Genomic DNA, 22,919 nt, shown 5'->3' with positions numbered 1-22,919 from the left:
ACCTCTTTTTTATTTAATTATTTAAGAATATTTACATTTTGTAACTATTCTTAAATATCCGCGTACTTATGGCGTTATCGTGGCAGATTTTGTGATTTTAGCAGTTTTTGCTAGTTAGAATAAGTCATCGTGAGATCCTAAGCGTAGAAATATAATGCAATCTTCTTTAACTTGATACAACAGTAGAACATCTGCAGACACATGCAATTCATGCACGCCTTTATATGAGCCTTTAAGAATATGATCTCTATAAGTTGCAAGCTCGCGAGAATCTGCACCATTGCAAATAAGTCTTACAATATTGATTACTTGCTCAATATCGTAATGCTTCTGCTTATATTTCTTAACATCTCGCAGATAGATTGGACTATAAAATGGCGGTTTAGGCATTGCGCATCAGCTCAGCAAAATCGTCTACAGTGCCTGCAGCTATTGGTTTTTCTTTCATAGCTTCATCAATAGCGTGCTCGTATGGAGAACTTTCAAGTGAAAATGGGAAACGTTGCGTATTTACAATCTGATACAAAAATAGGTTGACTGCTGAACTCATATCAAGACCATAATGTTCAAGAACTTGCGATGCGCTATCTCGTATTTCTGGATTAACTCTTACACTTAATCTGCCTGTTCTAGCTGTTTTTGTAGAAGTCATGTTGTTTCCTTTAAGCTCAAAATCCATAAATTTGTTATTCATGCTTTGCTTTATTATAACAGACCTACAGCACCCAACGTAATGCCAAAGTAGCACCATTGTACACACAATTATTACTAAATCGAACGTTATCGTGGCAGTTTTTGCTAATTTTGCAATTTCTGTCACGATAACTCCATAAGTACGCCTCTATTTAAAAATAGTTCCAAAACGGAAATATTCTTAAATGTTGATTGTTGAGAACATGCAAACTGCTAATAGTAAAAGTTTTCTAAAAGCACTATCGTTAAAAATAGGTACGCCTATTTGTGTAGATAAAATCTGCACGTTAGTATGTTGGTAATTTACAAAACAAGAATCACAAGGAGGTGCTTATTATGACTAATCCTTTGCGCGGTATACGAGAAGAAGATATCGTCAAGTACTTTAAAGATCACAATCTTTCAGTTGATAAGACGTATGTATTTACAATGAAATACGACCCTTGGTGGAAAGATCTAATCAAACTATTTTTGTTACCTAAATTATTCTATGTAGCGCAAGGCGTTGTTGCGCGTATTATTGCTGCCACTAATAATGAGTTTATTATTGTTAATCCGAATGTCATTTTAGGCTCGGGTAATCTAGCTAAATTAGACGATAAGTATCTTCGTCGTATTGCGTGGAATCAACTCACTAATTTTGAAGTTATAAGTAAACCAACAACTCAAATAATTCGTTTTACTGCGAATGGCAAAACCGAAGAATGGAGTGTGCCAACGGAAAGTGCTAGCGTATGGCACTTTAATGTGTACAATCTTGATAATTTGAGAAAAACAATACAATCGCACATCTCTTGATAAGCGGATTCCAAAACAAGATACCATATATTGTATGAACACTACTTACGCAATTGTTGATAATGACACGCTTGTATTGCGATATATGCAACTTCTTCTAAAAAGTCGTTTGCCTGAAAACTTTGTTTGTGCATGGATGTGTTCTTCTGCAAAACAAGCTATTCATCGTTGCGTTACAGAAAATACTCCTGACGTACTTTTAGTAGATATGTCAATGAGAGAAATGAGTGGTGTTGATGTAATTAAAGCAATTCGCGAGCGCAATAGCAATATTGTTTTAATTGGCATTACTTCCTACATGCTGGATGAATACGTATTGCCAGTCGCTAAATCGGGTGGTCAAGCGCTAGTGCATAAAGACAATTTAGCAGACGTAGTTGCAGCCATCCAATCGCGCGCAACAAGCTACGGTTGTCCAGAATTGCCACAATATATTGACTATTTTCACACTCCGCAAGAATCATTTAATATGATTTCTCAACTTCCGAAGACTTCAGTTTTGTCTCCTCAAGAATCGGAAATTATGCGCTTGTGCAAACAGGGGTATTCTACGAAAGAGATTGCAGATCAGCTTAATGTGAAAGTTTCAACAGTTAACACGCATTTACGGCGTATTTATGGAAAACTTCAAGTCCGAAGTCGAATGCAGGCGCTTGCTGCGCTCGCAAAGTATTCGCATGACATATAACGTGTAAGAAATTAACGTGTAAAAGTAGGTAGTTATGAAATTATTAACGCGTATGATCAATTTTTTGCCGCATGATGCCTGGCAGAAAATTGGAATTGGTGTAATCATAAGTTGTACTTTGATTCTTGAAACTTGTTCCTATAATAATCTTCATTACTACTCTAATTGGCATACAATTACAGTTGAAATAGTATGGATTGTAATCTGCTTATGTATTGCAATATGGCCTCGTAAAGCATCTTTTATTGTGCTTATTTGGATGCCGTTGGTAATTATTGCGCCAAATATCAACTACTCATCTATGATGCTTACCATATTGATTTGTTTGGCAATTGCTGTAATCACTCAGCCTTGGTACACCGTGCTTTCTTCTTGCGGAGTATCTTCATGGTTCTTTATTATCTGCGATTTTCAAAACGCTTATGTGTTAGCGTGGTGGCTTCTTATCGTTCTTATTTCTAGCGCAATCGCAAAATACTATATTTCTACTATTCACCAACAGCAGGAACAGTTATTTGCACAGCGTTACAACGTTTTTCAAAAATATGCCACTATTGCCGCAATTCGCATGCACGATGAAGTAACTAATGAGCTTTCCAGCATTATGATGATGGCTCAACAATCTATTGAACCTCAAACGACTCATGACCAAGAGCATGAAAATTCGCGAGAGATTCTTCAACGTGCTACTACAACTGTTCATAGAGCACGTAATATCATTTCTCTTCTTGACAATGCTACAACTGCAAGCACTGGCGATGTTATGCAATCGACTACATGTTATAAAGATTTTTGTACAGGATTACGCGTTTTATTTGATGGTGAGCAAAAGTCATTTGAGAAGCTTGGCTATATTGGTTCCATTGACTTGAATAGTGATTTAGCTGCTGAAGATTCTAGATCAGCGCATTTGCCTTTTGAAGAATGTGCTCAAATTGAGTATATTTGCCGAGAACTGCTTGCGAACGTAAAAAAGCATGCTGCAAAACCTAAAGAATACGCCATGAATGTAATGCTTAATGACCATGAATGTCATATTACGTGTATAAATAGTGCGCAACGAGGTATTCTTGCTAATTTGCAATTAGGATATGGACTGCGTTTTCATAAGATACTTGCGGAACGCGTTGGCGGAACTTTTAAAGTTATTGAAGATGGCGATTCGTGGATTATTAATGTACACGTTCCGCTTCATGTAGAGAAATAGCCATTGTGCAAGATACTTATTGTGCTTTCTCTTGCGCGTTAATCGAATATTTGGACATATTTCAACCGAGTATTTGGACGTGTCTTCTGCATGGCAGATGCAAGTAGGCGGTTAATTTGCAATGCAGAATGCTGTTTCGTTGCTATGTTATAAGAGTTATCGTGGCAAAAATTACAAATCTAGCAAAAACTGCCACGATAACTTGCTTAAAAAATATAGCGTTGCAATTCTTTGTTGCTTTTACACTACAAAAAATATAAAATGTTAGTATGAAAGCAACAGAAGTGAGGCTATTGTGTCAAACAAAGAGATACTCCTTAACTATTTAGATAATAATCATGGAATAATTACATACAAGGATTGTAAAACATTAGATATTCCAACTATATATTTAACTCGTTTGAAAAACGAAGGTGTTCTTAATCGAATTGAAAGGGGGATTTTTCTCTCTTCCAATGGTGATTATGACGAATATTACTTCTTTCAATATCGTTATCCACAGGCCGTATTCTCTTATGTTTCAGCTCTTTATCTTCAATGTTTTACAGATGAAATTCCACAACATTTTGAAGTAAGCGTTCCTAGAGGATATCGTTTTAATAATCCACCCTCAAATTTAGCTATTCATTGGGTTCCAAGATTGTATAGCAAGTTAGGCGTTACTACAACGGCTACCCCAATGGGGAATAAAGTACGTGTCTATGATTTTGAACGTATTATTTGTGATTTTATAATAAACAGAAACAGCATTGATTCTGAACTCTTTGTTAAAACTCTTCAAGCTTATAGTAAGTACAATGGGAAAGATCTTATAAAACTTCATGAGTATGCAACAAAAATGAATATATCCAATAAAATTAAGCAAACACTGGAAGTGCTACTGTGAATAAGGCAAAATTAACAGCATTGTGTCATAAAATGTCCACAAAGACTGGTTTAACATTTAATTCTGTTATGACTTATTATTTTCTTGAAGTTATTTTGAAAAGATTAAGCCAAAGCCATTATTCAAATCACTATGTTTTCAAAGGTGGATTCCTTCTGTCAAACATAATAGGTATCAATTCCCGCAGTACGGTGGATATTGACTTTCAGTTTCATAAAATGGAACTTTCAGAAGAAAAAGTTCAAAAACAACTGACAGAAGTTTTTGCAAATTCAAAAGATAATATAAGTTTTTCTATTCAGTCTATTACGGCTATTAAAGAAAGCGATGATTATGGAGGATATCGCGCAACAATTTTGTGTGAGCTGGAAAATATTAAACAAATTGTTCATTTGGATATTGCTACTGGTGATGTTGTTACGCCACAGCCAATAAATTACTACTATAAAGCTATTTTTACTGATGAAACATTCCCAATTATTGCTTATAACGTTGAAAGTATATTAGCGGAAAAGCTTCAGACTATTTATTCACGCAATTTTTTAAATAGTCGCAGTAAAGATTTTTATGATATTTTTATTCTTTTAAAATTAAAAAAGAATGATATTGATTTTTCGCAATTAGTGATAGCTTGCCAAAGAACTTTCTTATATCGTGAAACAGAATTAGATTTTAATAAGATAATTAAGCTTCTAGAGTCTTTTAAAACTGATTATACGCAAAATCAACAGTGGCAAAATTATTCGAAAAAATATAGTTATACAAAAGAAATAACATTTTCAAGCGTACTTGATGAAATTATAAACTTATTGAACGTTCTTAACGCTAAGCAAAATGACTAAATTTTGTACCCATTGGCGACAAGACGACAATTTTGGTGACATAAAAATGTCGCTTTACGTCATACCTCTCATGTTTATTCTTGACAAACTCATACAACAGCTTTAATATTTTTAATAAAAGTTTAATTTAATTAAAGTTTTATAGGTTGAAGAAAGGGGTGATATGGATCATATTCCAAAATGGATGGCTAATCTCACAGACGAAGATATGTCATTTATAAAGAACTTTGTATTATCGTCTGGATCGTTAAAAGAAATGTCGCAAATGTATCAAGTCTCTTACCCAACGATGAGAATCAGACTTAACAGGCTCATTGAAAAAATTCGAATAAGCAACAATGAGCCAGAAGACCCATTCGTTCTTTTAGTAAAGAGTCTTGCTATTGACGATAAATACGATGTTGACACAGCTCGAACACTCATAAACGAATATAGAAAAAGAAAGGATGAATCATGAGCTATGCATTATTTGGCCCAATAATTGACATTCTTATTGCACTTGCTATATGTGCTTTAGTGTTCTTTATTGCAAGAAGTCTTATTCGATATGCGCATTCTCTTAAGAAAGACGATACGTCATCTAAGCAGTCTGCAGAAGATAAAAGAATAGCATTACAGGACTTATAAAACACAAAAATAACAAGTTATCGTGGCAGATTTTGCTAATTTTGCTAATTTTGCCACGATAACGCATGATTTGAGTGATGCTAGTTTAGTGGAATAACAACATTGACCAGCCAAGTGTCATCATCTTTTTGCGCGCTTAAAGATCCACCTAAACGTTCCACAGATTTTTTATGAAACAGTAGCCCTTTGCCAAAAACAAGCCTTTCGCCGAACTTGTTCAACATTGAAATCGAATTCATACACATTATTTTGCATTCTCGCTCATCAACCGTAACATTCATAGAAAAATCAACGCTAGTATTGCAATGCTTGCGAATATTAGTAAGCAGCTCGCTGCACATGCGAATAGCACATTGAGCTTTTTCAGTACTAACAGTTGCAGATGCAGTAAAATCGTTACTTCCCGAACTTTCATCATTTACTGTTAGAGAGCCATAGTACCCAAGCTGCTCACAAATCTTACGTTCAGCCTGTAAGCGCGCACGAATATTGCATAGAAAATCAGCCAAAGTCATGCAATTATTGCCATTAGAACCATAAATAAACTGCGTGCCAGCAATACTGGCAATATTTGAATCTAAAAAATCATCATACTTATGCTCAGCTTGCTCAAGTAGATTAATAACAAGTCGCGTTTTAGAAAGCGCATTACGAGAATGCTCAACAATCTGCTCTAGCGACTCTTTTGTATGATCACTTTTCTCGGCATACAAAGCATCAGTCGCAAGCAATGTAATATCCGTAATCTCATTGTTCACATCGTCGTGCAATTGCAATGCAACAGAAGCAATATAAGACTGGAACTCACTGCGCACAATATCCATTTTTGCGCGATTATTTTCCTCCAACATGTTCAAATACTTGCGCAAAGCGTAACCGCAAATCATGGAAATAAGAATAAAACAAGGGAAAGTAAGCGGAATGTACTCCATTTTTGCAAAGTACATAATATTCAGCGAAACTATGTACGCACAAAGCAAATACTTCCACGAATCGTAAAAGCCTGCAACAAACATGCTAGCGATCAATGAAAAAAGAAAGCAAGTTGCATTTACGCCTGGTACTGCTAACGTTACGCAATACAAAATCGGAGTTACGAGCGATATTTGACGCGGAAAAGCAATCATAAGAAAAGTTGCAAACATCCAAACGTATTGGCACGCAGATTGCTGCGGGTTATGCCACAACCCAGCTGTATTGCAAGATTGCACATCCATTGACACTACAAGAATCGCCAATATTATGAATAAAGTTCGCTGAATTTTCCAGCTTTTAACCAACTCAATAACGCGCGAAAATGTTTTCATTAACATGCGCTATCCGTTTCTTGCAAAAGATTCGGGTGATTTTGCGTCGAATCATTAAAATATTGCAGATTGCTAGTTTGCTCACGATTTTGCATTGCAGCAAATGCGGATATTGCTTGCACGCGATTAGAAACATGCAATTTTTTGTAAATCCTATGAATATGCGTGTTAATAGTGTTTGGCATAAGACCAAGTTGAGCCGCAATCTGATTTGTTGTGTGACCTTTAGCAAGCAGATCCATAATTTTTAGTTCTTGAGGCGGCAAAACGCTACGCAATCTTGATTTAGAAAGCCTAATAAAAGATTCTTGCGGTGTAGCAAAATCGTAAGCAACGTCTTTAACACAACGGCAGCCATACACATTCTGCTTATCGCAATATTGCAAAGCTTCTGCTAGTCCTTTGAAATTGTCTTTAGCAACCATCGCTTGCCCACCAGCTTGCGCAACCATCGAAGCGTAGGATCTACAATCGTACGAAGTCATGCCAATTAAAACAATGCTGTTGTCTTTCTCACGAATTGCGCGTATTACGTCTACTCCAGACATGTCTTTCATTGACATATCAATCAAAATATAATCCGAAGTAGTTTTTGCTACTTGGCAATATTTCAAAGCTTGCACGCCTGATTTTACGCACCATTTGCACACGTACTCGCTTGGCAAAAGCTTGCTGAGCACGTTTCGCATAACCGCTAAAACTAATGGGTCGTTATCTACTATTGCATACGTTTTTGGCATAATGGCTTTCTTGCAATCACACGCTACTTTTCTTATATTCTACTTTATAAACGCGCGCAAAGTAGAGCAAATCGTGTAGTAATAAATGATTACAAGTAATGCATGTAAATCAAATGTGATTATAATAAGTAACAATATGTGACTTTTGGTTGCGTTGAAAATTCATTTTCAATAATGATTGCAGCAGGATTATATGACAAAACGACTAGTAGTATTGCACTCCGCAGAAGTAGCTGCGGTGGCGCTTGCCTCAACAGCTGCTTTTATGCGTAGCTTTGGCTTTTTCGCTTTGTGGCTTGTACCAGGACTTCTTTCTGTTGCATTGTATTCTTATGCATATTTTTTCTTGCGTAAAAGCGTTATTAAAGAAAAAAATGCGTATATCGCAAATAATATATCTAAGATTGATGGCGCAGGCGCTAACAGAACAAGTAATGATGTTGAGAATATAGAAAGCAACAAAGATTACATAATTACTCTTGAGCAAGAGCGCAAAAAAAAAATCGAATCACAAAATAAGCAAATACTCAACAATTACTCAAATAATTTAATAAATATTATTTCATGCTTTATTTGTGGGCTTATTCACGTTCCTTGGATTTATTACTTCGGAATTGCAAATGGCGTTTTAACATTGGTGATTCTGTGGCGAGTAATAAAGCGTCCACAAGGTCACCCTATTGATGAAAGCGATTTTTAAAGATTTAAGACTTTAAGGATTTAAGCTTATTGCTGATCTTCCATTGAAAGATTTAATCCTTTTGCAGCATTGCGAAAATATTCTATGTGATCGCCATAACCGTCTGCAATAATAGCATCCTCTTTTACAACAAAAGAGCCATCTTCTAGCACAATATATTTTGTAAAGAATTCTTCTAATTGCTTAGCTAATTCATCAATTTCATCTTGCGAAAGCTCTTCGTTACTATTTTCCGCAAAGTTATCTTCCTGCTTTTGAATTTGATTAATGCTATTTTCACTAACATTTCCTATTTTGTTTACGTTATCTTCTGGCTGCCAAGAGTTTATACCAAAATCACTCATGCTTACATTACCCATATTTGCGCTACTCATGTTTGTATCTCCTTGTATTTGTAACATATTCACAACTTATATTCGCAACACATATTTTCAATATATTTGTGCGTTGCTTTAAGTCTAATTACAAACATTTTCCGTGCAATCTTGAGTACTGAGTTTTGAGTACATAGTATTTCTCGAAGACTTGCAGCATTTATACTAGAAATACAAAATGCATACGAACGAGAAGCAGCGTACGCGAATTAGCTACAATGCTCACAAACAAAACAGCAAATTGGAAGGGAAACAACTCATGAGCAAGGACTCTATAAAACTTATTAAAAAAACGCTTATTTGGATTCTTAAGTGGGCAATATTTACAGCAATCGAATTCCTTCTTTTGTACGTTGCGCTTATATCTTGGAATCATGATTTTGCACAGTTCATGAACGAATACAGAAATGCGATTATTCCATTTATGGCAGCAACTGGAGCTATGGCAGCAGCGATGATTCGCGACGAAGGCACTATTCTTGAAATCAAGGAGTAAGATAACTATTTTCAATAATACGTCTACAGCGAGGTATAGTGTGACGACTGTAATAACATGACGCATTAACTAGCGCCTAACTTCAGCGACGATATGGAGCTAACAATGAGAAGAAATAATAAATATAACGGCATGCGCATATTTGCTGCTTCAACTGTAATTGCAGCAATGTCACTATTTTCTGTATGTTCAATAAGCGCATTAGCTATTACCCCCCCCCCGCGGCAGCAGTAACCGCAACTAACCCATCTACAGAAACACAACTTTTTGTAGATGGCACAAACGGATCAGACGATAAAGATGGATCTGCAACTAATCAATTAAAAACTATTCAAAAAGCTCTTGAAAAAGCTACAACCAAACCTGCAAAGATTACCATTAAAGGCAATTTTTCGCTTACTGACCCTATAACAATTCCAAGTGACATTACACTTTCTATCGCTGAATCCGGCGCCACAATAACAGGCCCAAATAATACCAAAGATGGCATCACGCTGGAATCTGGTTCCACACTTCGCGGTGACGGCGAATTGACAATGAAGAACTTTAAGGTAGCTCTTACAGCGGATAAAGGCTCTACTATTACAGATGGCACATACACTTTCAAAGATAACGGAGCAACAAACGGGAGCGGAATTTACCTTGCGGGAACAGTAAAAGGCACAAGCAAAGATAGATTAAAAATTACTGCTGACGACAAATGTGATGCAATTTTTTATGGTCCTGATGTTACTTTCGAAAATGCTACTATTAACGTTAAATCACAAACTCCCGCATGGACTGAGGCATATGATTTAACTTTGAAGAATTCTTCACTTACTGTAGCAGGCTTTGGAGGGCCAGATGGTTCAGGACTGGCATACTATGTCAACAAATTAAACATGGACAATTCGGAGTTTGTGATTAATAAAAATGGTAACGGGAAACACAGAACTGGTTTAACAATTCAAGGCGCGGCAACTATCAATAGTTCACGAATTGTTGATAATGCAGGAGATCACGCAGGCATTTCCGTTTGCCCAAAGGCAAAATTAGACGTTACCAACTCTACTCTTGAATTTAATAATAATGGCGAGGTCGGCTTAAATATACATAGTGGAAAAGTAACTCTCACCAATTCTGCAATCACAGGCAGTACACGCACGCTTTATAAGGCTAAAGACGGCGGCTCTATTGAACCTGACAGCAACTCCTCAATAGGTGAGTCAGCAAGTAAAAATGAAGAAGCTAGTACTCCAAACGTCGAACATACACAACAGGAGGATATTGATCTTCCTGCAGATTCCCCAGAAAAAACACCAAACCCTACGCCACTACCAAAAGAAAATCCAAATAATAAAATCGTAGAAAAACGCAGAAACGAGAATAAAGAACTTCCAAAAACAGGAAGCACGATATTACTAACTGCTTTTTCTGCAATTTTAACATTTGGACTTGCTGGAGTCATAGCACAATTAAAGCGCATAAAAATGAATAAGCAATAATTTCATAAGAAAAAACAAACAAAAAATAGGGGCTAGTATTGTAAACAACTGCACTACTAGCCCCTATTAATTACGCTCAAATATTCAACAATATAATCACGATTATTATAATCACGATTATATTAATCACGATTATATTAATAAAGTAAGATAGTTCAAGATTATTTTGCGGATTGAATTGAAGCCTCTTGGCGAGCAACGTCAAGCGCTTTGTTGAAGGCATCACTAGTCCAACTTGCTCCAGCAACAACCGAAATATGCAAATCTTTTAACGGTTTTCCAACGATTTTTCCTGGAATAGCCTCACTAAAAGCGCTCATGTGTTTTTTGGAGATTGGCGTAAACGGATGAGACGTTATTTGCACACTGCTAATATTTCCATTTGCAACGCTTAAATTCACATCAATGCTATCTTCTGCAACTGGCCCATACTTAGCTTTGATTTTGTAATCGCCATCTTTGTAATTGCCAGTGTCTGTTTTAGGCGAATTTTGCTGATTTTGCTGATTTTGTGAATCCTCACTTTGCGCAGAAGCGTGCGATTGTTGAGCGCCAGAATCGTAAGACTTCGAAGCATTGCCACTATCGTTTTCGCTTTGACCAGAATTACCAGCAAACTCATCATTCATTGGAACAGCGCTCGGCTCACCGCAAGATGCAAGAAAAGCACTTGAACTAGCCAAAACCGCAATCGCAGCAACCGTTTTTGCAATTTTTTTAGACTTCAAATCATCACGCAAATTATTGCAGCGTGAAACATTATGAAACATATTATCTGAAACCATAAAATCATCGCCTTTAAATCTTAAATTAAAACTATACGCAACTAATCATCTAAAAACTAATCATCTAAATTCGCTAATTTAGGCGACTTAGTAGGCTCATGATTTTGCAAAGATTGCGCAACGCTTTCATCAACATGCGCACTCGTAAACGCAGGCTTGCCACCAATCGCCTCGTACGCTTTGCGCGCATCCTCATTATTCCAACGCTCCCCAACAAGCACACCGTGGTTGAGCATAATTTCACGATCCGCGCATTGAGCTACCAAAGAATCGTGCGTTACAACAATAATCGTAGTGCCTTGCTTGTGCAGCTGCTTAAACAAGTCGAGTACAATCTGCTCATTCTTTTCGTCCAAATTACCAGTCGGCTCATCCGCAAGAAGCAACTTCGGGCAGTTAATAAGAGCACGCGCAACACACACGCGCTGCTGCTCACCGCCAGAAAGCTGGCTTGGCAGATGGTGAGCGCGATCCTTTAATCCCACGCGTTCCAAGGCTTCCATTGCTTGCGATTCATCTACAACAGAATGATAATATTGCGCAACCATCACGTTTTCTACGGCTGTTAAATGTGGCACAAGATAAAACTTTTGAAACACAAGACCGATTACGTTTTTGCGAACGTCTGCAAGCTGACCCGCGTTCAAATCCTCGAGTTTGCGGCCTTGCAAAGCAACGGAGCCTTTAGACGGCGAATCCATGCACCCAATAATGTTCATTAGCGTAGTTTTGCCAGAGCCACTCGAGCCAACAATCGAAAGCCACTCGCCTTGCGGCACAGTAAGCGACAAATCGTCAACAGCGCGAAGAGAGCCGTAAATCTTGGAAACGTGGTCCAAAGTCAACAGCATTTCTGGCTTGGAATCTGTATTTTCCTGCCTATTTTCTACATTCTCTGCCATATCAAATCCTTAAAAATCCTTAACTAAACATTCTAAAAACATTCTAAAATCACTATAAAAGCTATTCTTCTCGAAGCACAATCGCAGGGTCGATTTTTGAAGCGCGCAAAACAGGCGGCAACGCAGCAACGCAAGACGCTGCAACGCTAAACACAATAGAAAACGCCACCAGCCACCAATTCACGCTCAAATCTCGCGCAAACACCATTGACGCAAGCAATCGCGCAAATCCATACCCCACTGCCGTACCAGCGATTCCGCCAATAAAACCATAAAGCCCAGATTCCGCAGTGAACTCAATGCCAATGCTCTTAGCGCTCGCACCCAAAGCTTTGCGCAAGCCAATCTCATTTCGGCGCTGTTGCACAATCGAAGAAATCGTAGTGCTTACGCCAACCATCATCAACGCAAGAACAACCAGCGAAACAATCCAAAATAGGCTGCGAAGCATAGCAATAATGCCAGTATCTGCCGCTGTAACTTTAGTAACTTGTTGCGCACGAACACGCATAGAAGTCATATCGTTAATGCTGCGCACAACAGCATCTACGTTCGGCGCAGAAGACGAGTAAGCGATCACGTCCGCACCGCGCTTAACGCCTGTAAGCACACGCAAATCCGCGTTAGTTGCGTAAAGCATGGAATCTTCGGCGTCTCCCGTATCTAAAATGCCGCAAACGCGGAAAGTTGTGCCGTGAGTATCCATAATATCTGTGGAAACTCTACCTTCAACAAGCTTATTTTGAGAAGATTTATCTGTTTGATTATCTGTTTGATTATCTACTTGATTACCTGCTTGATTACCTTGCGACTTTTGCGCGGGCTTGTGCGAATCTGGGGAATTATCGCCAGCGCGATACGCGATTGCAATGCGCGAACCAATCTTCAATCCCATAGCCGAAGCAACATCTCGCCCAACCATAACGTTGCCACTGCTAGGCCAAGCGCCATCCACGTTCCAATGCTTATTAAGCGACTTAACAGCGGAAACATCCACTCCAGCAAGCACGTACGGAGCCGCATTAATGCGCACATTTTCGTAACGGTACGTAGCAGATCGCATAGCACCTTTTGCAAGAACCATGTCGTTAGTGTGCAAAACCATTGCGCGATCAATGCCATTTTTCCACTCGCCTGCAAGCGGCGTCACAATAATATTCGCTCCGTACGTGCGCATTTCGTCACTCATTTGTTGAGGAACAACAATGCAAATTGCAGCCAAGCAAAACAGCGTAGCAGCACCAACAAGAGTGGCAACTACTGCCATAAGCGCACGCGACTTTCGGCGAAAAACCGCGCCAAAAAGCATAGTTGCAAACATTGCGCTATTAGAAGTCATACCCGAACCAGATTTAACGCCCATGAAGCACCTCCGCAGGACGCACATGCAAAATAGAGCGAATAGAAGAGCCAGCAGCAGCAAGAACAGTAATCGCAAGAAGCACAAACACCAGCACAAATACCATTGGTCGAAGCGAAATCGCAGAACCAAACACGCTAAATCCAATCACTTGCGCAACTCCAAAGCCTGCAACCATACCAATAATCGCACCAACGCACGCAATAACCGCTGTTTCCATAAGCATTAGCCGCGCAACAGCGCCATCGCGCGCACCCAGCGCTTTGAGCAGCGCAAGCTCCCCCGATCGCTCCGAAATCGCAGCCGCCATAAGATTTGCAACCGCAACAGCTGCCGCAACCAAGCTAAGCGCCGTCATAAGCACCATCACAGCGCGCGTCTTGTTAAGCACGCTGCCTTGCATAGCCGAAACTTGCCGCACTTGCTTTGCAACAGCTCCTGGAATCACTTCTTCAATTTGGTAAGTAATCGAGCTTGGGTAGGCTGTGCAATACCACGTCTCCCACTCTTCTTGGCTAAGAGCCGCTGGATTCTTCGCCGCTTTACGCGCTAAATCGTTTTCTGGCGTAGTCAATGCTTTAACTTCAATCGCCTCAACCATATTTGGCTTGTTTGCGAGACGCTGTGCCTGGCTGGAATCCGCGTAAATCGCGTTATTGTCACTATCTCCAGAATCGTAGATGCCAACAATTTTAAGTGAGATTTGTCTGCCAGAACGAGTTAGTTTTATTAGCTGACCAACTTTTAGATTATGACTTTTAGCAAGATTTGTGCCAACAGCGGCCTCTTGCTTAAAATCGCGCGGGAATCTGCCTTCAAGCATCTTCCACCAAGACCTCATTCCTTGCACGCCAACAACTGTTGTTTCTCCAGAAGCGAGCGCAAGCTTGCGATTAAACCACGTGCCGACAATCGGAACTACTGAATTAGCAGATTTAGCAGATTTAGTGGATTTAGCAGAAGAAGAATTAGCAGATTCAGCAGAAGAATTTGCTTTAAGATTTGCGTAAATCGTTAGTTTTGGTGCAAAATTCGTTATGTTAAACGCCCAAAAAATCATTTTGATTTTTGCAGCATCTGATTCCTTCAAAAAAGCGGTAGATTCTTGACTTTCAGCATCCGCCAAAGTTTGCAAAGTTTGCGAATTACTATAGCCTGACTTTGTGCGAGACGCATACAAGTCGTTCACAACAGCATTCGACTTAGGCTGAACAATAATATTGGATCCGTAAGAGCTAAGCTCCGCGTTAATTTTGTCTCCAACGTCGTAAACAACGCTAAGCATTGCAACGCTTACACACGCACTCAAGCACACAACAATCGCTATAAGAACTCGCTTTTTAATCTGCCTTGCAAGAGATCGCGCAACCATTCGAATCATAAACATTTGCAAGCACTCCTACTTAAAGTGCGAGCTAAGCACGTCTAAATCGGCTGTGTGAATGGTAATTTTTCCGCCACCAGCCTTGTATGGGAATGGAATCGGGTTGCATCCGCCCTTAAAACCAATAGTCGCCAAATTTATTGCAACATCGCATTTTCGGCATATTATCTTGCCGTCTTTTTCGTAGTAGCCTGCGTCTCCACAGTTTTCACACGCGTCCAAGCCCACGCCATACGCTCCACCATTTTTCTTGATGATTATAAAGCGCATAACAGTGCCATCTTTAGCTTTGTATTGGAATCGATGCAAGTGACCATCGCTAATTTGCACAAAGTTGATTGTTGCTACGCCATCATGCAACTCGTACGGTTCTGGCGGCGTAAGCGTTGGCTTAATATTCATAAGAGACACGCCAGCAGTAAGCGTAAGTATTACTACGATTGCAGCCATTAGCGCCGCAAGCGCAGACCTTCTAGACTTGCGCTTAAATGCTCGCTTTGCGCGGATTTGTGCAGAATTTTCTCCAACTACAGGCGTCTTAAAACCAATTACAAGAGAGGCGAATGCAGGAATCAAAAACACGCAAATTTGCGCCATAATCATAAGCGGAGCGTTGTTTATAAGCCAAACAAGAATGCTAAACGAAAAATCGTCTATATACAGCAAAATACTTCCTTGCATAATTTGCAGCAGGGATGTTAAATGCTGAATTAGTAAGATTATTAAGCTTAGAATAATTGCGATTCTAAAGGCGACTTTACTGGCGGTTGTGCGCAAAGATCGCACCATAAGACTTATACAAATCGCAGCAGCCGCGCCAAGAATAAATCCTAGCGCGCGAAGAAGCATATCGGAAGTAAACGGAGGCGTGCTGGAGTCAACGAAAATCGTAAGCTGCAAAATCACGTCTGGAAGCGCGTAAAACACTGTAAACGCTAGGCATAGCGCGCCAATCGCATTGCTTATGTGCAAGGGCCGCGGATTTTTGCGCCATTTTGCAACCGTTTTGCCAGATGCAGCAACACAAGCGATTGTTGCAATATCTAGCGGAACGGCAATGCAAAGCGCTGGAAGATTCACAAAATTGCGCTGATTAATCACCACGCTTGCGCGCAAAAATGCAAAGACAAGCGCCGCAACTGTTCCAAAAATCAAGCCGAAAAGTCGCCAGCGGGAGCTGATTGGCTTATCTCGCCCCTCGCCAACGCTTAGAGTTGCGCTTAATCCCATTGTAAGCAGCGCAAGAGGGAGCAGCCCTGGAAGAACTGTAACGAACAGCCTGAGCATGTCTCCCTCCTTTGCTGTTTATGTGTTATTTGTTATCTATTTTTGTTTTTTATTTATGCGCCATTTTGCACTATTTATGCATTACTCATGCATTTTATTGGCAAAACTACCACTGGCAAAACTACCACTGGCAAAATTACCACTGACGTGGAGTGTACTTCCAATCGTCGAATGTAGCGGTAATTGGCTCAGTCCAGAATCGGCCAGTCACGCCCGTAGCAGGATCTACGTGAAGCATCCAGCCCTTCTTTTCTGGCGATTCAACAGAAAGCACTAACTTGTAGTTTCCAGCCTTATCGAGCTTAACATTTGCACCGTAGTGTGGGCCGTCGGAAGCGTTCATTTGCATAAACGTGCCCTTTACAACAGCGTCGCCGCTCGCCTTATCAATAATTTGATAATTCACAGTCAAATCTGGAATAAACTCGCCCTTTCCGTAGCCAAGCTGTGCACCTTTCTTATTTGCGTGAATATCTGCCTCAAGGTGGAAGCTTGCCTCGCTTGCCTTTAAGCCCATGCCTGCTGGAACCATGTCGACTGGCTGGAAGTACACAGCGCCAATCGTAAGCGGGCCAATGTTCTGGTCTTGGTGAGGTCCAACTGGAACCTCTTCAAAGCCCTTGTCTCCGCCCTTATCGTCGGCCTTCTGCTCAGATGATTGTGGCTTTGACGCAGACTTTGCTGCGTTTCCGTTTGCGCCACAGCCAGTGAGTGTTAGCATTCCTGCAAGCGCTAAGGCTGCAATTGCCATCATCTTTTTATTCTTCATATCTAACCTTTTCTATTAGTTATTGTTTATTATTGCTTGATTTTTAGTTTTGATTTTTAGTTTTGACTTATCCGTTAACTGTTGCCACGGTTGCTTGCGATTTTCGCGCGCGCACAAAACTCGCGCAAAGCAGCGCAATAACTACGATTGCAGCTACGACTTGCGCCGAAATCGTTTCAACGTACGGATAGAATCCAAGCCAATCGTTAGTTGGCAAGCCTTGAATATACGCGCCAGCGAGCGCATCGCCCTCTATAAGCGCATGCACACCTCCGCCAGCAAAAATCACCACTAAAATGCACATAAGCGCGCTTGTTCCTGCAAAGAACGGGCGAATCGGCATGCGCACAGATGCAAAGCGAATCAGCAAGAAGATTACAACCAGCACGGCGGCTGCAGCCACGAATCCGCCCCAAATCATGGAGTCAGCTCCGCTTGATACAGCAAAAATCGCCTGGTAGAAGATTACTGTTTCTGCGCCTTCGCGGAATACCGCTAGGAAGCTTAGCAACGCTAGAGAAATCAAGCTGCCTTTAGAAACAGCTGCCGTTGTTTGGTTGCGAATATACTCGTTCCAAGCTTGCACAGAAGATCTTGAAATCATCCAATTGCTTGTGTACAGCAGCATGAGCATTGCAAACAGCGCCACAACGCCTTCCGTAATCTCTTGCTGCGGGCCAGAGCCGTTGAACAACAATCCAAAAAGCGCAGCAACAATAAGCGACGCCGCAATTCCAGCAACAAGCCCCATGTAAATGTACTTAACCATGTGCTTGTGCCCAGATTTAATAAGATACGCGATTATTGCAGCCACAACCAGCAGCGCTTCCAATCCTTCGCGCAGCAAGATTATAAAAGCCTGACCAAAGGAGCTTGTTATAAATTGCATAAACGGATTAGCATTGGCCGCCGCTCCGCCGTCTAGTTTTGCAGCATCTTCAATAAGCATTGACTTAAGATCTGTAACGAACTTTTTTGTTTGCGCGAACGACTTGCCATTGTTCATAGCTTGCCTGCACTCTTTGAATTGATATTCAACAGTGCTTACTCGGCTTCCGCTTATTGCGTTCATAACATTCTTTTCAAAGCCGAGCTTTTCGTAATACTGGTAGTAGGCTTCGTTTACTAAATCAACAGCTTTGGCAACTTCTGGCTTGTTTCCTTTTGCTGCTTTGTATGTTGATGCAGATTTATCTAGTATAACGTTCATTTCTCGCGCTACTTGGCTCCAAGTTCTGCCGTTTCGCCCAAGATTCTTCTTTTTTGCAGCATCGAGTTTTTTGCGTTCTTTTGCGATTTGAGCGCGCAATTTGGATGCATAAACATTCGGCTTATCTAGACTTGCGTTTGCGTCTAATTGAGATGCACTTTGCGCAACGTCTGCTTCTAAAGCAGATACAACTTCACTAATTTGCGCGGCCTGATTTTGTTGATAAACCAGCGTTTGCAACTGTTGGAATTGGTCACTTTGCGATTGAACTTTATCTTGACTAATCGTATCTCGCACAACTGTAATCATGTTTGAAGCTACATAAACAGAGTTATATGCGGCTTGAAACCTGGTTGCTGCTCCTGCCATATTTGCGTTTGCATACTCACTTTTGCCTTGTTCTAGCTGATCTTTAATAGCTAAAGAAACTTCCGACCAAGTGTTATATGTTCTATTGGCATCCGTAGCATAAGCAGACGTTGGAGCTGCGATTAGACCAGCAAATCCAGCAACCCCAGCAACTCCAGCAAACCCTATTGCGCAACTTACAAAAACGCATATCGCAAGTAAAAATGCATACACTTGCTGTGCTTTTTGGCGCGCTTTTGCACACGCGTGCATAATGTCTCCATATCTCCTTTGGCCCTAATCCCCATTGAGCGCACCCAACTTCTTTTGTTTTCGTCCTATTTTTTAGTTTTATCTGCAGCTTTTAGTTTTAAGCTTGTAGCTTTTAGCTTCAGTTTTCAGTTTTAATCGTTCAAATTTTTTGGCGATTTCCACGCGGTTGTTCTGTTTTATTAGAACTTGTTCCGTTTTGTTATGTTTGAAGTCGCCTCGCAAGTAACCCCATCAACATAATATCGATATATCAAGTAGATTGATATAGTTCAGCGCAAAAAACTCGCAAATATTACAAAAATGATATTGATAACGATAATTATCAATCTTTTTGAATTGACTCGGCAAAAAAGTGCGCTGGGAAGGCACACGTTTTGCGAAGCGCATGATTTGGCAGCATTACAGCAAACTCAGCGCCAACATTTTGCACGATTTTTTGCAAATCGCTTTCTTTCGATACAAACAACGCACTTGCAATTGCGTCGGCATAAGCCGTTGGAAAATCGCAAGTTTTAGCAGGAATATACGCCCAACTTGCGCATAAATCGCAAGCAGGAATGCCGTCAAGCGCATTAATCAAGTGAGTCGCAATTAAATTAGACTCAAAGCCACTTGCATCTTTTACTTTCCATCGCCTTCTTGCATTAGACGATGCACACAGCGCCCCGCTTGCGATTGATGCCACTCCAACTGCTTGAGTTGTGTCAAAAGGATTTTCCAGAGCAACTTTTATTTGACTATTCTCTTTTCTAAAGCAAGCGCGCATATCGCCGCCTGCGTTTACCAAAAAATCAAAATCGGCAGGAAGCTCCTCACCAAGCTCCTCTTTAATAATCTGCGTTACAAGATCTACAAAATAGCCTTTCCCAGCTGCACCAAAATCAAGCTGCACTGGTTGATTTGTGCAAAGCGTTGTGCTGCCGCTATCTTGCGAAATATCTGCCCACGTAATTGGCAAAGCGCGGCGATAGTTAGACCAACTATCACTGCTACTATTCTCATTCTTACCTGCACTAACTGCGGATTGCGGAATAAAGTGAACAGAATTGCTGTAGCCAAGCGCAAGCAAATCCGCGCCAATGCACGCGTCGAAAGCACCGTGCGTTGCAGCGTAAAACTCGCTATAAAGCGCAAAAAGAGGCTGAGCCCATGCTGGAAACTCAAACTCACCGCCATGCTCCGCACGAGCCATGCGCGAAACAAGCGAATCCGCACGAAAGCGCGAAAGCACCGATTCATACTCTTCAATAAAATCGCGAATCCGCTTCTGCACGCGCTGCGAAATCGGCACGCTGCTAGAGATAATAATCCCCGTTCCAAGCGCGCACTCAATCGCCATTACATTCCCAAACATCGCTTGCCTCACTCCCAACATCAAACACTTTATCAATCATAAAAAACCACAACAATATCCCCCCACCCAAAAAAGCCACAAAACAGCAAAATGTCGTCATGGTTTACAGAAAGACATGTTCTATACCTACATTTTGGCAAAATGAAGGCAGCATAGCGCGCAAAAAATACTCATCTATAACAACATTTTCGCAAAAACGCGCTATAGAAATATTGACAGCATCGGCAACATAACACCACTCGTTTCGGCGTAACACAATTTACGCACCTTAATGCCGAGCAAATCCAACGCTGCAAAACCAGCCAAATCCCACTTCGCAAATTTGAAAATTTTTTAATTTTGCGAAGTGAGAAGACGTTCACACAAGCCTCAAAACATAATAAACAGAACGCAATAAACGGAATACAAAAGGGCCTTCGAACGTTAAGGCAAACAGGCACTCACTTTCAAAACTTAAAAAATATTACAGTTTTGAAAGTGAAAATGATATAATACTTTCAAAAGTAAAATAAAATTAAAGTTTTGAAAGTAGAAATACGTGTTTGCTTTCAAAAGTGAAAAATAATACGGTTTTGAAGACGAAAGGCGATTGCAATGAAGCTCATTGAGAGAACAGATTACTTAAATCGCCTCAAACGCGTTAAATGCACACCAGATATAAAAATCATTACTGGTATTCGGCGTAGTGGAAAATCGGAGTTGTTGCGCGCTTACTGCACCTATTTAGAAAACACTTATGGCAATCAAAGTAACAAACTTTATACATCAGCCAAACACGCACATCAGCCAAACGAACTACAACCAGCTAACACAAACAACAAAGAACTTAACATAATCAGCATCGACTTTAATAACCTAAATTATGAAAATCTAAAAAATTACAAAAGCCTTTTTGAATACGTTGAAAGCCGTTACGTTCCCGAAGCGTACAACGTTCTTATGATTGACGAAGTGCAATTATGCCCAAAATTTGAGCTTGCGATTAACAGCCTTCACAATAGCAATAAATACGATATTTATTTAACAGGATCTAACGCATTCTTACTTAGCTCGGACCTTGCAACACTGTTTAGTGGAAGATTCATTGAAATACCAGTCTTCCCGTTTAGTTTTGCAGAATATTGCGAATACTTTGAAATAACAAGCAACTTTAACGATGCTCTGCAAAAGTATTTACAACAAGGCGGACTTGCAGGCTCATACGTTTACGCAAATCAAGACGATGCAGAAGCGTACATAAAAAACGTGTATACAACTCTTGTTAAACACGATTTAGTAGACAAATGCGCAATATCGGAAGTATCACTTCTTGACTCAATATGCGAATTTTTAATGGATAATATTGCAAATCTAACAACCGCAAACAATGTAAGCTCAATACTTAAAAAGAATCAGATTGAAACAACGCACGTAACAGTTGGCAATTATCTAAAATATTTATGCAATGCATTCATGTTTTATAAAGTAAAACGTTACGATATTCGCGGCAAAAAATATTTAGAAACAAACGAAAAATACTATTTAGCAGATACCGCGCTACGCTACGCAATTCTAGGAACGCGAAATATGGATTACGGAAAAGCGTACGAAAATATTGTGGCACTTGAGCTTATGCGAAGAGGCTACACGATTCATGTTGGCAAACTTTACCAAAAAGAAGTAGATTTTGTGGCAGTAAAGGCGAGCAAAAAGCTTTATATTCAAGTTTCAGACAACATTAGCGACGACGCAACATTGGAGCGCGAACTTTCGCCACTAAAAGCAATAAAAGACGCTTATCCTAAAATTCTGCTTGCAAACACTCGCCACGATTCTTACGACATTGAAGGAATCCGCGTAATAGACATAGCACAGTGGCTGCTTAACGCAAGCACGCCGTTTAGTTTGTAAGCATTACTTTCTCAGTTCGTTGACTGAGATATTAACAGTGTTTCGCCTCTGAGATCTATTTTTTTACGCGCGCAATAAAAACAAAAAGACAGGAGCTCGGGATACCCAAACTCCTGTCTTAATAAGAGATTACTCAACTTGCGCAAGTTTATAAAACTTACAAAAGCAATAAAACTTACGTAAGCAATAAAAGCAAACCCTAAATCACTTTTGCGTTAGGCAAAACGTTACCGTCTTTATCAACGTTGCAACTATGCTCAACAGCAATCGTAATGTGATCATTGTCAACAGAATAGAAGCCGTCAGTCACCTTAAAAACGTGACGAACGCCTTGCAAATCGTCAACCTTCACGAATCCGTAATCAATCAACGCAAGCACAGCCTCATGCCCAGGAAGAACACCCATTGTGCCATTCACAGAAGGAATAACAACAAACTTAGCATCGCCTTCCCAAACAGGATGCCTGGCTGCAACCACACTAACGTGCAGCGTTTTCACTTGCTTTTCTGCCATA

Annotated in this window: 25 protein-coding genes; 11 read left to right on the top strand and 14 right to left on the bottom strand. The window is 40.2% G+C overall.

Annotation, left to right across the window (positions count from 1 at the left end):
• Positions 1-114 precede the first annotated feature (114 nt).
• On the bottom strand, positions 115-390 hold the full coding sequence (locus AC1EKB_RS04075) for a type II toxin-antitoxin system RelE/ParE family toxin (RefSeq protein ID WP_012913985.1): 276 nt from the start codon (positions 388-390) through the stop codon (positions 115-117).
• Positions 383-694, bottom strand: a complete 312-nt coding sequence (locus tag AC1EKB_RS04070) for a type II toxin-antitoxin system RelB/DinJ family antitoxin (protein WP_415694507.1) — start codon at positions 692-694, stop codon at positions 383-385. Before AC1EKB_RS04070 ends, AC1EKB_RS04075 begins: the two co-directional genes overlap by 8 nt.
• 335 nt (positions 695-1,029) lie before the next feature.
• Between AC1EKB_RS04070 and AC1EKB_RS04065 the strand changes: the two genes are divergently transcribed.
• The 7 genes from AC1EKB_RS04065 to AC1EKB_RS04035 all read left to right on the top strand — a co-directional run bounded on the left by AC1EKB_RS04065 (position 1,030) and on the right by AC1EKB_RS04035 (position 5,741).
• Positions 1,030-1,491 carry a hypothetical protein gene (locus AC1EKB_RS04065; RefSeq protein WP_004114257.1) on the top strand — a complete coding sequence of 154 codons (462 nt, stop codon included), beginning with the start codon at positions 1,030-1,032 and terminating at the stop codon, positions 1,489-1,491.
• A 34-nt stretch (positions 1,492-1,525) separates the two neighbouring features.
• Positions 1,526-2,179: a LuxR C-terminal-related transcriptional regulator gene (locus tag AC1EKB_RS04060; protein WP_481248915.1), complete on the top strand. Its 654-nt coding sequence runs from the start codon at positions 1,526-1,528 to the stop codon at positions 2,177-2,179.
• Between the two features lie 34 nt (positions 2,180-2,213).
• The gene (locus tag AC1EKB_RS04055) at positions 2,214-3,386 is read left to right on the top strand and encodes a sensor histidine kinase (RefSeq protein WP_415694504.1); all 1,173 of its coding nucleotides are present in this window, start codon (positions 2,214-2,216) and stop codon (positions 3,384-3,386) included.
• A gap of 295 nt (positions 3,387-3,681) precedes the next feature.
• Complete coding sequence (locus tag AC1EKB_RS04050; protein ID WP_415694503.1) at positions 3,682-4,272, top strand: type IV toxin-antitoxin system AbiEi family antitoxin domain-containing protein; 591 nt, start codon at positions 3,682-3,684, stop codon at positions 4,270-4,272.
• Positions 4,269-5,114, top strand: a complete 846-nt coding sequence (locus AC1EKB_RS04045) for a nucleotidyl transferase AbiEii/AbiGii toxin family protein (protein ID WP_415694502.1) — start codon at positions 4,269-4,271, stop codon at positions 5,112-5,114. Before AC1EKB_RS04050 ends, AC1EKB_RS04045 begins: the two co-directional genes overlap by 4 nt.
• Before the next feature lie 163 nt (positions 5,115-5,277).
• Positions 5,278-5,571, top strand: a complete 294-nt coding sequence (locus AC1EKB_RS04040) for a DUF2089 family protein (RefSeq protein WP_415685486.1) — start codon at positions 5,278-5,280, stop codon at positions 5,569-5,571.
• Positions 5,568-5,741: a hypothetical protein gene (locus AC1EKB_RS04035; protein WP_415694501.1), complete on the top strand. Its 174-nt coding sequence runs from the start codon at positions 5,568-5,570 to the stop codon at positions 5,739-5,741. Before AC1EKB_RS04040 ends, AC1EKB_RS04035 begins: the two co-directional genes overlap by 4 nt.
• An 80-nt stretch (positions 5,742-5,821) precedes the next feature.
• Here AC1EKB_RS04035 and AC1EKB_RS04030 read toward each other — a convergent pair whose 3' ends face one another.
• Both AC1EKB_RS04030 and AC1EKB_RS04025 read right to left on the bottom strand, forming a co-directional pair.
• Positions 5,822-7,054 carry a histidine kinase gene (locus tag AC1EKB_RS04030; protein ID WP_481248914.1) on the bottom strand — a complete coding sequence of 411 codons (1,233 nt, stop codon included), beginning with the start codon at positions 7,052-7,054 and terminating at the stop codon, positions 5,822-5,824.
• The gene (locus AC1EKB_RS04025; protein WP_481248913.1) at positions 7,048-7,788 is read right to left on the bottom strand and encodes a LuxR C-terminal-related transcriptional regulator; all 741 of its coding nucleotides are present in this window, start codon (positions 7,786-7,788) and stop codon (positions 7,048-7,050) included. The genes AC1EKB_RS04030 and AC1EKB_RS04025 overlap by 7 nt, the downstream gene beginning before the upstream one ends.
• A gap of 193 nt (positions 7,789-7,981) precedes the next feature.
• Between AC1EKB_RS04025 and AC1EKB_RS04020 the strand changes: the two genes are divergently transcribed.
• Positions 7,982-8,488, top strand: coding sequence for a hypothetical protein (locus tag AC1EKB_RS04020; RefSeq protein ID WP_481248912.1), 507 nt, complete (start codon positions 7,982-7,984; stop codon positions 8,486-8,488).
• Positions 8,489-8,514: 26 nt separating this feature from the next.
• Here AC1EKB_RS04020 and AC1EKB_RS04015 read toward each other — a convergent pair whose 3' ends face one another.
• Positions 8,515-8,862 (bottom strand): hypothetical protein, encoded by a 348-nt coding sequence (locus AC1EKB_RS04015; protein WP_481248911.1) that lies wholly within the window; start codon positions 8,860-8,862, stop codon positions 8,515-8,517.
• A 259-nt stretch (positions 8,863-9,121) separates the two neighbouring features.
• Here AC1EKB_RS04015 and AC1EKB_RS04010 point away from each other — a divergent pair, with 259 nt between their 5' ends.
• Positions 9,122-9,358, top strand: a complete 237-nt coding sequence (locus AC1EKB_RS04010) for a hypothetical protein (RefSeq protein WP_248898922.1) — start codon at positions 9,122-9,124, stop codon at positions 9,356-9,358.
• A 185-nt stretch (positions 9,359-9,543) separates the two neighbouring features.
• On the top strand, positions 9,544-10,842 hold the full coding sequence (locus tag AC1EKB_RS04005) for a right-handed parallel beta-helix repeat-containing protein (RefSeq protein WP_481248910.1): 1,299 nt from the start codon (positions 9,544-9,546) through the stop codon (positions 10,840-10,842).
• Between the two features lie 161 nt (positions 10,843-11,003).
• Here AC1EKB_RS04005 and AC1EKB_RS04000 read toward each other — a convergent pair whose 3' ends face one another.
• From AC1EKB_RS04000 to AC1EKB_RS03965, 8 genes are all read right to left on the bottom strand, one after another.
• On the bottom strand, positions 11,004-11,627 hold the full coding sequence (locus AC1EKB_RS04000; protein ID WP_115794053.1) for an FMN-binding protein: 624 nt from the start codon (positions 11,625-11,627) through the stop codon (positions 11,004-11,006).
• A gap of 56 nt (positions 11,628-11,683) precedes the next feature.
• The gene (locus tag AC1EKB_RS03995) at positions 11,684-12,529 is read right to left on the bottom strand and encodes an ABC transporter ATP-binding protein (protein WP_481248909.1); all 846 of its coding nucleotides are present in this window, start codon (positions 12,527-12,529) and stop codon (positions 11,684-11,686) included.
• A 61-nt stretch (positions 12,530-12,590) separates the two neighbouring features.
• On the bottom strand, positions 12,591-13,892 hold the full coding sequence (locus AC1EKB_RS03990; RefSeq protein WP_481248908.1) for an ABC transporter permease: 1,302 nt from the start codon (positions 13,890-13,892) through the stop codon (positions 12,591-12,593).
• The gene (locus AC1EKB_RS03985; protein ID WP_481248907.1) at positions 13,882-15,276 is read right to left on the bottom strand and encodes an ABC transporter permease; all 1,395 of its coding nucleotides are present in this window, start codon (positions 15,274-15,276) and stop codon (positions 13,882-13,884) included. The genes AC1EKB_RS03990 and AC1EKB_RS03985 overlap by 11 nt, the downstream gene beginning before the upstream one ends.
• A gap of 12 nt (positions 15,277-15,288) precedes the next feature.
• A complete protein-coding gene (locus AC1EKB_RS03980; RefSeq protein ID WP_481248906.1) occupies positions 15,289-16,560 on the bottom strand; it encodes a Fe-S-containing protein in 1,272 nt (423 codons plus the stop codon).
• A 136-nt stretch (positions 16,561-16,696) separates the two neighbouring features.
• On the bottom strand, positions 16,697-17,329 hold the full coding sequence (locus AC1EKB_RS03975) for an iron transporter (RefSeq protein ID WP_004131558.1): 633 nt from the start codon (positions 17,327-17,329) through the stop codon (positions 16,697-16,699).
• Between the two features lie 67 nt (positions 17,330-17,396).
• Complete coding sequence (locus AC1EKB_RS03970; RefSeq protein WP_481248905.1) at positions 17,397-19,160, bottom strand: FTR1 family iron permease; 1,764 nt, start codon at positions 19,158-19,160, stop codon at positions 17,397-17,399.
• A 322-nt stretch (positions 19,161-19,482) separates the two neighbouring features.
• Positions 19,483-20,499, bottom strand: a complete 1,017-nt coding sequence (locus AC1EKB_RS03965; protein WP_415694599.1) for an FAD:protein FMN transferase — start codon at positions 20,497-20,499, stop codon at positions 19,483-19,485.
• Positions 20,500-21,108: 609 nt separating this feature from the next.
• Between AC1EKB_RS03965 and AC1EKB_RS03960 the strand changes: the two genes are divergently transcribed.
• Positions 21,109-22,404 carry an ATP-binding protein gene (locus AC1EKB_RS03960; protein ID WP_481248904.1) on the top strand — a complete coding sequence of 432 codons (1,296 nt, stop codon included), beginning with the start codon at positions 21,109-21,111 and terminating at the stop codon, positions 22,402-22,404.
• Positions 22,405-22,603: 199 nt separating this feature from the next.
• Here the strand turns inward: AC1EKB_RS03960 and AC1EKB_RS03955 are convergent, their stop codons facing one another.
• Positions 22,604-22,918, bottom strand: coding sequence for a F0F1 ATP synthase subunit epsilon (locus tag AC1EKB_RS03955; protein ID WP_415694489.1), 315 nt, complete (start codon positions 22,916-22,918; stop codon positions 22,604-22,606).
• Between the last annotated feature and the right edge of the window lies 1 nt (position 22,919).

The organism is Gardnerella sialicivorans subsp. sialicivorans (genome assembly GCF_056746795.1).
The sequence above is the reverse complement of the archived record's forward strand: the minus strand, read 5'-3'. Positions and strand labels throughout refer to the sequence as shown.